12 protein-coding genes are annotated in these 13,007 nt (G+C 68.9%); 6 read left to right on the top strand and 6 right to left on the bottom strand.

Annotated elements, in window-relative coordinates; translation table 11 throughout:
- Positions 1 to 5: 5 nt before the first annotated feature.
- From treY to BLW81_RS21725, 3 genes are read left to right on the top strand one after another with little or no spacing between them, the layout of a single operon-like run.
- A complete protein-coding gene (gene treY, locus BLW81_RS21715) occupies positions 6 to 2,294 on the top strand; it encodes a malto-oligosyltrehalose synthase (RefSeq protein WP_083408962.1) in 2,289 nt (762 codons plus the stop codon).
- Positions 2,287 to 4,023 carry a malto-oligosyltrehalose trehalohydrolase gene (treZ, locus tag BLW81_RS21720; RefSeq protein WP_083408963.1) on the top strand — a complete coding sequence of 579 codons (1,737 nt, stop codon included), beginning with the start codon at positions 2,287 to 2,289 and terminating at the stop codon, positions 4,021 to 4,023. The genes treY and treZ overlap by 8 nt, the downstream gene beginning before the upstream one ends.
- Before the next feature lie 53 nt (positions 4,024 to 4,076).
- Complete coding sequence (locus BLW81_RS21725) at positions 4,077 to 4,514, top strand: hypothetical protein (protein ID WP_083410730.1); 438 nt, start codon at positions 4,077 to 4,079, stop codon at positions 4,512 to 4,514.
- On the opposite strand, the gene ilvA is transcribed toward BLW81_RS21725, so the two are convergent.
- Entirely contained in the window at positions 4,488 to 5,768 is a 1,281-nt protein-coding gene (ilvA, locus tag BLW81_RS21730; RefSeq protein WP_083408964.1) for a threonine ammonia-lyase IlvA, read from the bottom strand. The two genes, BLW81_RS21725 and ilvA, sit on opposite strands and share 27 nt — an antisense overlap.
- Positions 5,769 to 5,814: 46 nt before the next feature.
- Positions 5,815 to 6,252, bottom strand: coding sequence for a nitroreductase family deazaflavin-dependent oxidoreductase (locus tag BLW81_RS21735; protein ID WP_083408965.1), 438 nt, complete (start codon positions 6,250 to 6,252; stop codon positions 5,815 to 5,817).
- Between the two features lie 87 nt (positions 6,253 to 6,339).
- On the opposite strand from BLW81_RS21735, the gene BLW81_RS21740 reads away from it, so the two are divergent.
- Complete coding sequence (locus BLW81_RS21740) at positions 6,340 to 6,570, top strand: hypothetical protein (protein WP_083408966.1); 231 nt, start codon at positions 6,340 to 6,342, stop codon at positions 6,568 to 6,570.
- Between the two features lie 10 nt (positions 6,571 to 6,580).
- On the opposite strand, the gene BLW81_RS21745 is transcribed toward BLW81_RS21740, so the two are convergent.
- Positions 6,581 to 6,988: a polyketide cyclase gene (locus tag BLW81_RS21745; RefSeq protein WP_083408967.1), complete on the bottom strand. Its 408-nt coding sequence runs from the start codon at positions 6,986 to 6,988 to the stop codon at positions 6,581 to 6,583.
- 30 nt (positions 6,989 to 7,018) lie between these two features.
- On the opposite strand from BLW81_RS21745, the gene BLW81_RS21750 reads away from it, so the two are divergent.
- Both BLW81_RS21750 and BLW81_RS21755 read left to right on the top strand, forming a co-directional pair.
- Complete coding sequence (locus BLW81_RS21750) at positions 7,019 to 7,669, top strand: hypothetical protein (protein WP_083410731.1); 651 nt, start codon at positions 7,019 to 7,021, stop codon at positions 7,667 to 7,669.
- An 18-nt stretch (positions 7,670 to 7,687) separates the two neighbouring features.
- Positions 7,688 to 8,470 (top strand): DUF6498-containing protein, encoded by a 783-nt coding sequence (locus BLW81_RS21755; RefSeq protein WP_083408968.1) that lies wholly within the window; start codon positions 7,688 to 7,690, stop codon positions 8,468 to 8,470.
- Here the strand turns inward: BLW81_RS21755 and dnaE are convergent.
- The 3 genes from dnaE to BLW81_RS21765 form a co-directional block, all read right to left on the bottom strand.
- Positions 8,433 to 11,978 carry a DNA polymerase III subunit alpha gene (dnaE, locus tag BLW81_RS21760; protein ID WP_083408969.1) on the bottom strand — a complete coding sequence of 1,182 codons (3,546 nt, stop codon included), beginning with the start codon at positions 11,976 to 11,978 and terminating at the stop codon, positions 8,433 to 8,435. The genes BLW81_RS21755 and dnaE overlap by 38 nt on opposite strands.
- A 68-nt stretch (positions 11,979 to 12,046) precedes the next feature.
- A complete protein-coding gene (locus tag BLW81_RS29650) occupies positions 12,047 to 12,202 on the bottom strand; it encodes a hypothetical protein (RefSeq protein ID WP_173839658.1) in 156 nt (51 codons plus the stop codon).
- A complete protein-coding gene (locus BLW81_RS21765) occupies positions 12,199 to 12,966 on the bottom strand; it encodes a TetR/AcrR family transcriptional regulator (RefSeq protein ID WP_173839659.1) in 768 nt (255 codons plus the stop codon). Before BLW81_RS21765 ends, BLW81_RS29650 begins: the two co-directional genes overlap by 4 nt.
- Positions 12,967 to 13,007: the final 41 nt, after the last annotated feature.

Raw genomic sequence — 13,007 nt, forward strand, 5'->3', positions numbered from 1 at the left:
CCGTGATGTCGCCGCTGTCGACCTACCGCCTCCAAATGCGCGGGGACGCTTTCACTTTCGCCGATGCGCAGAAGCTGCTCGACTACTTCGCCGCGCTGGGCGTGTCACATCTGTACCTGTCGCCGATCCTGACCGCCGCCGAGGGCTCCACGCACGGCTACGACGTCACCGACCCGACCACGATCTCACCGGAACTGGGCGGGCGCGACGGCTTCGAACAACTGTCCCGGGCCGCCCGCGACAAGGGCCTCGGCCTCATCGTCGACATCGTGCCCAACCACGTCGGGGTGGAAAAACCGCGGGAGAACCCGTGGTGGTGGGACGTCCTCAAGCACGGCCGCTCGTCGGCGTACGCGTCCTACTTTGACATCGACTGGGAGCTCGACGGCGGGCGTGTGGTGCTGCCCGTGCTCGGATCCGACGGCGACGCAGACGATCTCGTCGTCGACGACAGCGGCGAGGAGCCGGTGCTGCGTCTGGGCGATCTCGTCTACCCCATCGCGCCGGGCACCGCCGACGGCACCGGACCGCAGGTGCACGACCGTCAGCACTACCACCTGATCGGCTGGCGGAACGGGATCTGCGGCTACCGCCGATTCTTCTCGATCACCTCGCTGGCCGGCCTGCGTCAGGAGGACCGCGCCGTCTTCGACGCCACCCACGTCGAGGTCAAGCGGTGGTTCACCGAGGGGCTCGTCGACGGCGTGCGCATCGACCATCCCGACGGGCTGTCCAACCCCGCCGAATACCTGAACTGGTTGCGCGAGATCACCGGCCCGGACGCGTGGATCGTGATCGAGAAGATCCTCGCCGCCGACGAACCGCTGGAACCCACCCTGCCGGTCGCGGGCACCACCGGATACGACGCCATGCGCGAGATCGGCGGCGTGTTCATCGACCCCAGCGGCGAGCGGGCGCTGACCGAGCTGTTCGAGTCGACCGGGGTCGACTATCACGCCCTCGGCGAGTCCGCGCGCACGTTGAAGGCCAACGCGGTGACCGACACACTCGGCAGCGAGCTGGCCCGCCTGCGGCGCACCGTGGCCGCCGCGGCGGGCACGGACCACGACGACCTGCCTGCCGCGATCGCCGCCCTGCTGAGCCGCATCGGTGTCTACCGGTCCGACTATCTGTCGCTGTCCGGCGTGCTGCCCGCGGCGATCGGCGAAACCGCGTCGCAGCGGCCCGATCTCGCAGCTGCACTGGCGGTACTGGCGAGCGCGCTGGCGCACGGACCCGAAACCGGGGTGCGCCTGCAGCAGCTGTGCGGCGCGGCGACGGCCAAGTCGATGGAGGACTGCCTGTTCTATCGCGACGCCCGGCTGGTGTCGCTCAACGAGGTCGGCTCCGAACCCCACCACTTCGGCGTGTCCGTCGCCGAACTGCACCACCGCGCGGCGGTGCGGGCGCAGTTGTGGCCGCACGCCATGGTGTCCCTGTCGACCCACGACACCAAACGCGGCGAGGACGTCCGTGCCCGCATCGGGGTGCTCTCCCAGGTCCCGTCGCTGTGGGCCGAACTGATCGGCAAGTGGACCCTCGCGGCGCCTCCCCCGGACGCCGGAACCGGACTGTTCTTGTGGCAGAACATCTTCGGGGTTTGGCCCGCCGACGGCGAGATCAGCGACGACCTGCGGCAGCGGTTGCACGCCTACGCCGAGAAGGCGATCCGTGAGGCCGGTGCCCACACCTCGTGGAACGAACCGGACACCGCGTTCGAGTCCGGGGTGCACGGGTGGATTGACGCGGCGCTGGACGGCCCGGTGGCCGCGGAGATGAGCTCACTGGTCGCCCGTCTGGACCTGCATGCCCGCAGCGACGCGCTGGGCCAGAAGCTGTTGTCGCTCACCGTGCCCGGGGTACCGGACGTCTATCAGGGCACAGAACTGTGGGAGGACAGCCTGGTCGACCCGGACAACCGTCGGCCGGTCGATTATGCGGCGCACCGCGACGCGCTCGCCGCAGGCAGGCACCCGAAGCTGCGGGTGGTCACCGCCGCGCTGGCCCTGCGCCGAGACCGGCCCGCGGCGTTCGCCGGCGGCTATCTGCCGGTGTTGGCCGACGGGCCCGCCGCCGACCATGCCGTCGCTTTTCAGCGCGGCGACGACGTGCTCACCGCGGTGACCCGGCACTCGGTGCGGCTGTCCGAAACCGGCTGGGGCGACACGTCGCTCACGCTGCCCGCCGGCAGGTGGACCGACCGCATCAGCGGCCGCAGCCACCGCGGCAACGTGCCGGTCGCCGAACTGTTCACCGAGCTGCCCGTCGCACTGCTGGAGCGCGCCGATGACTGAATTCGCGGTGTGGGCGCCGCGCCCGGACCGGGTGCGACTCGACGTCGAGGGCACGCTGCATGACATGGCCCGTTCCGATGACGGCTGGTGGCGCGCCGACGTCGACGCGGCCGGCGACGCCCGGTACGGGTTCGTCCTCGACGACGACCCGACGGTGCTGCCCGATCCGCGGTCAGCGCGCCAGCCGGACGGCGTGCACGCCAGATCCCAGCTGTGGCAACCGGATCCGCAGGCGTGGACCGACGGCGAGTGGGCCGGCCGCTCGATCGAGGGTGCAGTGATCTACGAGCTGCATGTCGGCACCTTCACCCCCGAGGGCACCTTCGACGCCGCGATCGACAAGCTCGACTACCTCGTCGACCTCGGTGTCGACTTCGTCGAGCTGATGCCGGTCAACGCGTTCGGCGGCACGCACGGCTGGGGTTACGACGGGGTGCTCTGGTACGCGGTGCACGAACCGTACGGCGGCCCGGACGCCCTGGTCCGGCTGATCGACGCCTGCCACGCGCGCGGCCTCGGCGTGCTGATCGACGCGGTGTTCAACCATCTCGGCCCGTCGGGCAACTATCTGCCGAAGTTCGGGCCGTACCTGTCCACCGGCAGCAACCCGTGGGGCGAGTCGATCAACATCGCCGACGCCGATGCCGACGAGGTCCGCCGCTACATCCTGGACTGCGCGCTGCGCTGGATGAGCGACTTCCACGCCGACGGGTTGCGGCTCGACGCGGTGCACGCGCTGGTCGACACCACCGCGATCCACATCCTCGAGGAGTTGTCGGCCGAAACCGACGCGCTGGCAGAGCGGTTGGGCCGCCCGCTGTCGCTGATCGCCGAGAGCGACCTCAACGATCCGCGGCTGATCACGCCGCGGGATCAGGGCGGTCTGGGGATGACCGCACAGTGGGACGACGACATCCACCACGCCATCCACTCCGCGGTCTCCGGTGAAAGACAGGGCTATTACGGCGATTTCGGCACCGTCGAGGCGCTGGCCACCACGCTGAAGCACGGCTACTTTCACGCGGGCACCTACTCGTCGTTCCGCCACCGCAGGCATGGGCGCCCGCTGGACACCGCGACCATCCCGGGGACCCGCCTGCTGGCATACACCCTGACGCACGATCAGGTCGGCAACCGCGCCGTCGGCGACCGCCCGTCGCAGAACCTGACGTTCGGCCAGCTCGCGGTCAAGGCCGCGCTCGCACTCGGGTCCCCCTACACCGCAATGCTTTTCATGGGTGAGGAGTGGGGTTCGTCCTCACCGTTCCAGTTCTTCAGCTCGCACCCGGAGCCCGAGCTCGCGCGGGCCACCGCCGAGGGACGCAAGCGTGAGTTCGCCGAACACGGCTGGGACGCCGACGAGATCCCCGACCCGCAGGACCCCGAGACGTTCCGGCGTTCGAAGCTGAAGTGGGACGAGGTCGACGACGGCGAACACGGCCGGCTGCTCGGGGTGTACCGGGCGCTGATCGAGTTGCGGCACAGCGAGCCCGATCTGGCAGATCCGTGGCTGGACAACCTGCAGGTCGACTTCGACGAGGACGCGCGGTGGATCGTCATGCGCCGCGGCGCGTTCGCGATCGCGTGCAACCTGGGCCAGGACGCGGCGGAGGTACCGGTCACCGGTGACGTGGTGCTGGCCTGGGGCGAGCCCGCCGCGACCGCAGGGGGCACCCGGCTCGACGGGCACTCCTTCGCCGTTGTCAAGTCGCCATCCACAACCGGCTGACCTGTGGATAACTGATTACCGCCGGGCGCCCCAACGGGGTGATGCTCGGAGGCATGACACATCCGTACCGGCCGCCGCCGATCGAAACAGCGACCGATCCGATCCACTCACCGGCCGACATGGGCCAGCGCTGGCGGGCTCTGATGGGCGAACTGGGCTTCGACCTGCGGCTGCTGTGGGTCGGCTTCGTCGGACCCGACCGCCGAATGATCAAGGCGCTCAGTCAAGTCGAGCTGCGGGCCACCGCCGATGCCGGCCTCGCCGACGAGGTGATGGCCGGCTGCCGCGACGTCCTGGCCGACTTCCCCGACGGCACCACGGTGGCACTGCTGCTCACCCGGCCGGGCGTCGGGCCGGTGTCGCGACTGGACCGGCAGTGGGCGGAACTGCTCACCGCAGCCGCCCGCGAGCACGACGTCGTCATCGAGCCGATCTTCCGGGCCCACGACGAGTCGCTGGACCTGCTACAGCAGGTAGCGGTAGGCCGGTGAATCGGGCGCGAGCGCCTCGACGTGGATGTCGGAGGCGCGCATCCGCTGCAGCAGGCCGTCGAAGTCGGCCGCCGAGCCGAGCTCGATACCCACCAGCGCCTCACCGGTCTCGCGGTTGTTGCGTTTGACGTACTCGAACAGCGTGATGTCGTCGTTCGGGCCGAGCACCTGGTCGAGGAAGCGGCGCAGCGCGCCGGGCTCCTGCGGGAAGTCGACCAGGAAGTAGTGCTTCAGACCGAGGTGCACCAGCGACCGTTCCAGCACCTCGCCGTAGCGGGAGACGTCGTTGTTGCCGCCGGAGATGACGCACACCACGGTGGAGCCCGGTTCGACGTCGGCCTCCATCAGCGCGGCCACCGACAGCGCGCCGGCGGGTTCGGCGATGATGCCCTCGTTCTGGTACAGGTCGAGCATCGCGGTGCACACCGCGCCCTCGTCGACCGTGATGAGCGACACCATGTCCCCCGCGGCGGCCAGCACCTGATACGGCAGCGAGCCCGCGCGGTTCACCGCGGCGCCGTCGACGAACTGATCGACCTCGTCGAGCACCACCGGCTCGCCGGCGCTCAGCGCCGCCATCATCGACGCCGCGCCCGCCGGCTCGACGCCCAGCACCGAGGTGTTGGTGGTCTTCTCCGCGAGATAGGTGGTGATGCCCGAGATGCAGCCGCCGCCGCCGACCGGGACGATCACCACATCGGGTTCGTCGTCGAGCTGGTCGAGGATCTCGGCGGCGATGGTGCCCTGTCCGGCCATCGTGCGCAGGTCGTCGTAGGGCGGCACCAGCGTGGCGCCCGTGCGCGCGACGTCGTCCAGCGCGGCCGCCGCGGCCTCGTCATAGGTCCGGCCGACGACGATGAGCTCGATGAACTCGCCGCCGTGGTACCGGATGCGGTCACGCTTCTGCTTGGGCGTCTTGCCGGGCACGTACACCCGGCCGCGCACCCCCATCGACCGGCAGGCCATCGCGAAGCCCTGGGCGTGGTTGCCCGCCGAGGAGCAGACCACGCCGGCGGCGAGCTCGTCGGCGGACAGCTGCATCAGGAGGTTGTGCGCGCCGCGCAGCTTGTACGACCGGACCGGCTGCAGGTCCTCGCGCTTGAGATAGACCGTCGCGCCGGTGACGCCGGACAGCCGGTCGCTGATCTGCAGCGGGGTGCGCAGCACCACGCCGGCAATTCGCTGAGCGGCCTCGTCGACATCGGCCGCGGACAGCGGCGACAATCTCCGGGTCTGGCTCAGTTCAGCGGACACCGGTCAATAGTGCCACCAACCTGCCCGTTCCTCTGAATCGGACCGGTCAGCCGACCGGGGTCAGCACGAACACCGGGATCTGGCGGTCGGTCTTGGTCTGGTACTCGGCGTAGTCCGGCCACGCCTCGACGGCCCGCTCCCACCACACGGCCTTTTCCTCGCCGAACACCTCGCGGGCGTCGTACTCCTTGGTCACCGGGCCGTCCTGCAGTTCCACCCGCGGATGAGCCTTGACGTTGTAGTACCAGACCGGGTTCTTCGGCGCCCCGCCCAGCGAGGCGACGACCGCGTACTCGCCGTCGTGCTCGACCCGCATCAGCGGCGTCCTGCGGATCTTGCCCGACTTGGCGCCGACCGTGGTCAGCAGGATGAGCGGCTTGCCCTTCAGGTCGATGCCCTCGGTGCTGCCCGACTCCACGATCTTGTCGGCGTGTTCCCGCACCCAGTCCCACGGGCTCGGTTCATACTCTCCGGAAAGCGGCATGCGACCAGACTAAACCGCTGATCATCTGACAGACCTGAACCGGTGTTTCGGGTGGCCGAAATTTCGATTACGAGCTATCGTCGTGCTATGACCACCGCAGGCAACTTTCGCACCACGGCCGCCCGCGCGGCCTGCGACGTCAGTGTTGCCGGTGTGCCGTGGCCGGCCTACAAGTTGATCGCCCTCGTGCTGGGCGCGGTGGTGGCGCTCGTGGTCGGTGTCGCGACCGCGACGGCGGCCACCGCGGTGCTCGCCGGGGCGGCAGTCGGCACCGTCACGTGGGTGGTCTTCAGCGCGTACTGCTCCTCGAGTCGCTGAGCGGCGCCGGTCAGCTCTCCAGCAGACCCCGCAGCGTCGCCAGATCGGCGGCGACGGCCGCGACGTCGGCGTCGAACTCGTCGTCGCCCATCCCGGGCCTGCGCCGCACCGCGAACACGACCTCGCAGCCGGATTCGTCGCCGGGCGGTCCGCCGGGTTGGACCCGCATCGGGTTGTAGACCTCCTCCCCCGACGGCAGGCGCACGATGTGGTCGAGCACCCCGAACTCGTTGGGAGGCGCCAGCTCGACGCGCACCTGGCCCATCGGCGAGTCGGCTACCCACCCGTCGGCGGTCCGGCGCAGCCCGCCCTCGGCCAGTCCGGCGGCCCACGACGGCCACGTCTGCAGGTCGGCGGCGAACTCGTAGACCGCTTCGGCGCGGGCGGTTATCCATACGCTGACGTGTCGTGACTCCATCCGGCCATCATGGCCCACCAGACTGACACCATGGCCCTCCCGCGGCGCCACCCCGAGAGCACGCTGCCGGTACTGACCGCGCTGCTCATCGCGATGGCGCTTCAACTCGCAATCCCGAAGAGCTACACGTTGGTTCCGCGCTGGCCGCTGCTCGTGCTCGAAGGGCTGCTGCTGCTCGCCCTGCTGGCCATCAACCCGCTCGTCATGTCGCGGCGCACCCGGTTCGGCCGGTACGCCACCCTGGTGCTGCTGACCGCGATCACCGTCGACAACACGCTCTCGGCGCTGGTGCTCGACATCGGAATCTTGTCCGGGGACGAGAGCAAGGATGCGGCCGTGCTGCTGGGCAGCGGTGCGTCGATCATCATCACGAACGTCATCGTGTTCGGGATCTGGTACTGGGAACTCGACCGCGGCGGCCCGTTCGCGCGACACGCCGGCGAGCGCGCGTACCCGGACTTCCTGTTCCCGCAGATGACCACTCCCGGTGTGGCGCCGCCGGATTGGCGCCCCACGTTCATCGACTACCTCTACGTCAGCGTCACGAATGTGATGGCCTTCTCCCCCACCGACACCATGCCGCTGGCCCGCTGGGCCAAGATGATGATGACCGTGCAGGCGATGGTCGCGCTGTCGACCGCGGGTCTCGTAATCGCAAGGGCAGTCAACGTTCTGGGCTGATCATGCGAGGATGTCGGCGTGGCGCGGATCGCGGACCTGCTGACGTTCACCGGCGTCAACGGCGTCCCGGTGGCCGGGTGGTTCGTCCAGCACTGGTCGGCGGGCACCACGCTGACGGTCTACTGGATCGAGAACGTCGCGGCCTGCCTGTTCGTGGCGGTGCGCATCCTCACCCACCAGCGGGTGAGCCCCCGCCGCGGCCACTTCAGATACCGGGCGCCCGACGGCGAGCGCTCGGAGGGTTCGTTCGTCAAGGGGTTCCTGCTCGTCGCGCTGGCCATCTGCGGGGGCCACGCCGTGTTCCTCGCCGTCATCCTCGGCCTCCTCGCCCACAACGGTGAGGCCATGGCCCGCGTCGACTGGCACAGCGTGCTGATCGGTTCGGCGTGGGTGCTGGCGTTCCTGGCCGTCGACCTCGCGGTGGATCTGATGCGCCTGCGCGACTGGACCTTCTGGCGGGTCGAGCAGGCGGCCAACCGCGGCCTCGGCCGCGTCATCGTCGTGCACATGACGCTGATCTTCGGCTTGCTCGGAGTCGCGGTGACCGGTGCGTCGTCGGCGTTGTTCGGCGTTTTCGTGGTCCTCAAAACCCTCTACGCCCTCAGTTGGGTGCTGCCGCAGTACGAACCGGCCGTCGCGCCGCGCTGGCTGAGCACGCTGATGAACAAGGTGCCCGGCAAGACGACCGACCGGTTCGAGGACTTCTGGGCCAAGGAGTCGGCCGAGGAGACGCAGCGCCGTCAGCGCAACGAGGAGCCCTGGGTCAGCCGCCCAGGCAGCCCGGACCGAGCAGCGCCTTGAGATCGCCCATCAACGCCGAGGACGGCGTCACCCGCAGCGCGGCGTCGAGCTCCAGCGTGGTGATCCGCTCGCCGCTGATCAGCCGCAGGTGCACCTGCGACGTGCCGGGGTGGCGCGCCAGCACCTGCTTGAGCGCGGTGACCTTGTCCACGGTGCACTGCCGCGTCGGCAGGCTCACCGCCAGCGGCCGATCCAGCTGAGCGCTCGAGAAGTCAGGCACCACAAGGTCGTTGGCGATCAACGAGATCCGGTCGTCGCGGATCGCCACCTTGGCGCCGACCAGCACGACGGCGTCGTCGGCGATCTCGCCGCCGAACGTGGAGTACGTCTGCGGGAAGAACAGCACCTCGATGCCGCCGGTGAGGTCCTCGAGTTGGGCTGACGCCCACGGCAGCCCGTTCTTGTTCACCCGGCGGTTCACCGACGCCAGGATTCCGCCGACGCGGACCTGCGTCTCGTTGGGCACGTCGCCGTCGAGGATCGCCGGAATCGCCGTGTCGACCTGGGCGGCCAGCAGATGCGCGATGCCGTTGAGCGGGTGGCCGGACACGTACAGGCCGAGCATCTCGCGTTCGAGGGCGAGCTTGTGCTTGTCCTCCCACTCCTCGTCGGGGACTTTGATGGTGAACACCGCGTCGGTCGCGGTGTCGGCTCCACCGAACAGGTCGAACTGGCCCATCGCCTCGGCCTTCTTGGTGCCCAGCACCGAGTCGACGGCGTCGGTGTGCACCAGGAACAGGCCCTTGCGCGGGTGCCCGAGCGAGTCGAACGCCCCGGCCTTGATCAGCGACTCGGTGACCTTCTTGTTGCAGGCGCTGATGTCGATCTTGTTGAGGTAGTCGGAGAAGTCGATGTACTTCCCCTTCTCGGTACGCGAATTGATCAGGGAGGCAACGACATTCGCGCCGACGTTGCGCACCGCACCCAGCCCGTAGCGGATGTCCTCACCGACCGAGGCGAAGTTCAGCGCCGACTCGTTGACGTCGGGCGGCAGCACCGTGATGCCCAGCCGGCGGCAGTCGGCCAGATAGACCGCGGCCTTGTCCTTGTCGTCGCCCACCGAGGTCAGCAGGCCGGCCATGTATTCGGCCGGGTAGTTGGCCTTCAGGTAGGCGGTCCAGTACGACACCAGCCCGTAACCCGCGGCGTGCGACTTGTTGAACGCGTAGTCGGCGAACGGCAGCACCGTGTCCCACAGCGCCTTGATCGCCGCGGCCGAGAAGCCGTTGGACTTCATGCCTTCCGAGAAGCCCTCGAACTCCTTCTCCAGGACCTCGCGCTTCTTCTTGCCCATCGCCTTGCGCAGAATGTCTGCTCGGGCCAGCGAGTAGCTGGCCACCTTCTGCGCGATCCGCATGATCTGCTCTTGGTAGACGATCAGGCCGTAGGTCTCGGCGAGGATCTCGCGCAGCGGTTCCTCGAGTTCGGGGTGGATCGGCTTGATCGCCTGCCGGCCGTTCTTGCGGTCGGCGTAGTCGTTGTGGGCGTTCATGCCCATCGGACCCGGGCGGTACAGCGCGATCACCGCGACGACGTCCTCGAAGCCGGTCGGCTGCATGCGCCGCAGCAGGTCGCGCATCGGGCCGCCGTCGAGCTGGAACACCCCGAGCGTGTCGCCGCGGCCCAACAACTCGTAGGTCGGTTTGTCGTCGAGCGGCACAGATTCGAGGTCCAGCTCGATGCCGCGGTTGGCCTTGATGTTCTCCAGCGCGTCGCCGATGATCGTCAGGTTGCGCAGGCCCAGGAAGTCCATCTTCAGCAGGCCGATGGCCTCACATGACGGGTAGTCCCAGCCGGTGATGATCGCGCCGTCCTGCGGCCGCTTCCACAGCGGGATCGCGTCGACGAGCGGCTCGGAGCTCATGATCACCGCGCAGGCGTGCACGCCGGCGTTGCGCACCAGGCCCTCGAGGCCGCGCGCGGTCTCGTAGATCGTGCGCACGTCGGGATCGGTGTCGATCAGCCCGCGCACCTCGGCGGCTTCCTTGTACCGCTCGTGGTTGGGGTCGGTGATGCCCGACAGCGGGATGTCCTTGGCCATGATCGGCGGCGGCAGCGCCTTGGTGATCCGATCCGCGATCGCGAAGCCGGGCTGGCCGTAGTGCACGCGCGCCGAGTCCTTGAGCGCCGCTTTGGTTTTGATCGTGCCGAAGGTGATGACCTGGGCGACGCGGTCGCTGCCCCACTTGTTGGCGGCATAGCGCAGCATCTCGCCGCGGCGGCGGTCGTCGAAGTCGATGTCGATGTCGGGCATCGAGACGCGCTCGGGGTTGAGGAACCGCTCGAACAGCAGGCCGTACGGGATCGGGTCGATGTTGGTGATGCCCAGCGCGTAGGCGACCAGGGAACCGGCCGCCGAGCCGCGGCCCGGCCCCACCCGGATGTCGACCGACCGGGCGTAGTTGATCAGGTCGGCCACGATCAGGAAGTAGGACGGATAGCCCTTCTCGCAGATGACCTTGATCTCGAAGTCCGCGCGGTCGAGGTACTCCTGCGGGACGTCGGCGGACGGGAAGCGGCGCACCAGGCCCGCCTTCACCTCGTGCCGCAGCCAGGACTCCTGGGTGTGGCCCTCGGGCACCGGGAAGACCGGCATGCGGTCGCGTGGGGTCCACACGTCGGCGTACGACGTGACCCGCTCGGCGATCAGCACCGTCGAATCGCACGCCCCGGGCACCTGACCGTCCCACAGTGCGCGCATCTCGGCGGCCGACTTCAGGTAGTAGCCGTCGCCGTCGAACTTGAACCGGTTCGGATCCGACAGTGTCTTGCCGGTCTGGATGCACAGCAGCGCCTCGTGGTTCTGCGAGGCGTCGCGGGTGACGTAGTGGCAGTCGTTGGTGGCCAGCGGCGGGATGCCCAGCTTCTGCCCGATCTCGAGCAGCCCCTCGCGGACCCGGCGCTCGATGTCGAGCCCGTGGTCCATCAGCTCGAGGAAGAAGTTGTCCGGGCCGAAGATCTCGCGCCACTTCGCGGCGGCTTCGAGCGCCTCACGGTCGTGGCCGAGCCGCAACCGGGTCTGCACCTCGCCCGACGGGCAGCCGGTGGTGGCGATGATCCCCTCGGCGTGCTCGGCGATCAGCTCGGCGTCCATACGCGCCCACTTGCCGAGCTGGCCCTCGAACGACGCCAGCGACGACAGCTTGAACAGGTTGCGCAGCCCGGTGGCGTTCTCGGCCACCATCGTCATGTGGGTGTAGGACCCGCTGCCCGAGACGTCGTCGCCCTTCTGGCTCGGATCACCCCACAGGATGCGCTTGGTGTCGAACCGCGACGCCGGCGCGATGTACGCCTCGACACCGATGATCGGCTTGATGCCGGCGTCGGTGGCGGCGTTGTAGAACTCGCTGGCGCCGAACATGTTTCCGTGGTCGGTCATCCCGATCGCGGGCATCTCGAGGCGCTGCGCCTCGGCGAGCATCGGCTTGACCTTCGCGGCGCCGTCCAGCATCGAGTATTCGGTGTGGTTATGCAGGTGCACGAAGGACTGCGAAGACGGACCGCTCATAGGGTGGCCAGTCTATGGCCGAGGCCCGACAAGTCCCGGCGTGTCGCGGTGCGTGTCTCTCGCCGCGTTCACCGGGTTCGGGAATCGACCCGCCGCGTCCCCGGCCGGACCCGCAGCAGGACGCGTCTGAGCTCGTCGTTGGTCGGCAGCTGCCAGCCGAGTTGAGCCACGACGCCCGCCAGGACGAGGCACGCGATCATGGCCGTGAACCAGAAGCCGATCATGCCCCGAACGCTATTGCGCCGACCGGCGCAGAGGAATCGGGTGTTTCCCTATATCCGGGACCTCCGAGCGGGTCCACCGGCATCACCGCCGGAGCCCCCATCACCGCGAGATCCGCGTCGACCGGCGCGCTCAGCAATCCCCGACGCAGCAGCGTGTTCAGTTGCTTGGCAATGCCGGAGACGCCCGTGGCGCCGTGGATGAAGCCCGCGAACAGACCCATTCCCCAGAACATCGCGAACAGCATGTTGGCCACCGCGTCGGCGTCCACGTGGGCGGAGATCTCGCCGCGGCGGATCGCATCGTCGACCATCCACCGGTAGAACCCGGCCACCGCCTCGGTCACCGCGGTGGTGCTCCCGCGCAGCCTGGGGTGGCGGTGCTGCTCGAGGCGCGACATCACGATGAACCGCATCATCGAGCCGTCGGAGAAGTCCAGCCGGCGCGCCGCGGCAACGAAGGTCGACAGCTGGTCGAGCAGCGTGTCCTGCCGCTTAGCCGCCGCAATGCAATCCGAGACAACTGAATACGCCTCGCGCTGGAGGCTTTCGTAGATCTCTTCCTTGGTGTGGAAGTAGTAGTGCATCGTCGGCCTGCTGAACCCGGCCCGCGCGGCGATGGCCTGGAACGTGGCGGCTTCGTAACCGCGTTCGACGATGACCGTGCGGGCGGCGCGCAGGATGGTCGCGCGCGTCTCGGCCGAGTCGGAGCCGACGGGACGTCCGCGTCCGCGTCCGCCGGGAGCGGGTTCGATCCTGCTGGCCACGAGCAAACGCTAAGACATTGCTAGTGCCAGGTCAACCGCGG

It is taken from the genome of Mycolicibacterium rutilum (assembly GCF_900108565.1).
In the GTDB taxonomy this organism is placed as follows: Bacteria; Actinomycetota; Actinomycetes; order Mycobacteriales; family Mycobacteriaceae; genus Mycobacterium; species Mycobacterium rutilum.

Coding starts and splice junctions, on each gene's coding strand:
- treY (WP_083408962.1), top strand. CDS start 6: ATGTCGCCGCTGTCGACCTACCGCCTCCAAATGCGCGGGGACGCTTTC.
- BLW81_RS21745 (WP_083408967.1), bottom strand. CDS start 6,988: ATGGAGTCACGACACGTCAGCGTATGGATAACCGCCCGCGCCGAAGCG.
- BLW81_RS21735 (WP_083408965.1), bottom strand. CDS start 6,252: ATGCCGCTTTCCGGAGAGTATGAACCGAGCCCGTGGGACTGGGTGCGG.
- dnaE (WP_083408969.1), bottom strand. CDS start 11,978: ATGAGCGGTCCGTCTTCGCAGTCCTTCGTGCACCTGCATAACCACACC.
- BLW81_RS29650 (WP_173839658.1), bottom strand. CDS start 12,202: ATGATCGGCTTCTGGTTCACGGCCATGATCGCGTGCCTCGTCCTGGCG.
- BLW81_RS21740 (WP_083408966.1), top strand. CDS start 6,340: ATGACCACCGCAGGCAACTTTCGCACCACGGCCGCCCGCGCGGCCTGC.
- BLW81_RS21725 (WP_083410730.1), top strand. CDS start 4,077: ATGACACATCCGTACCGGCCGCCGCCGATCGAAACAGCGACCGATCCG.
- treZ (WP_083408963.1), top strand. CDS start 2,287: ATGACTGAATTCGCGGTGTGGGCGCCGCGCCCGGACCGGGTGCGACTC.
- BLW81_RS21750 (WP_083410731.1), top strand. CDS start 7,019: ATGGCCCTCCCGCGGCGCCACCCCGAGAGCACGCTGCCGGTACTGACC.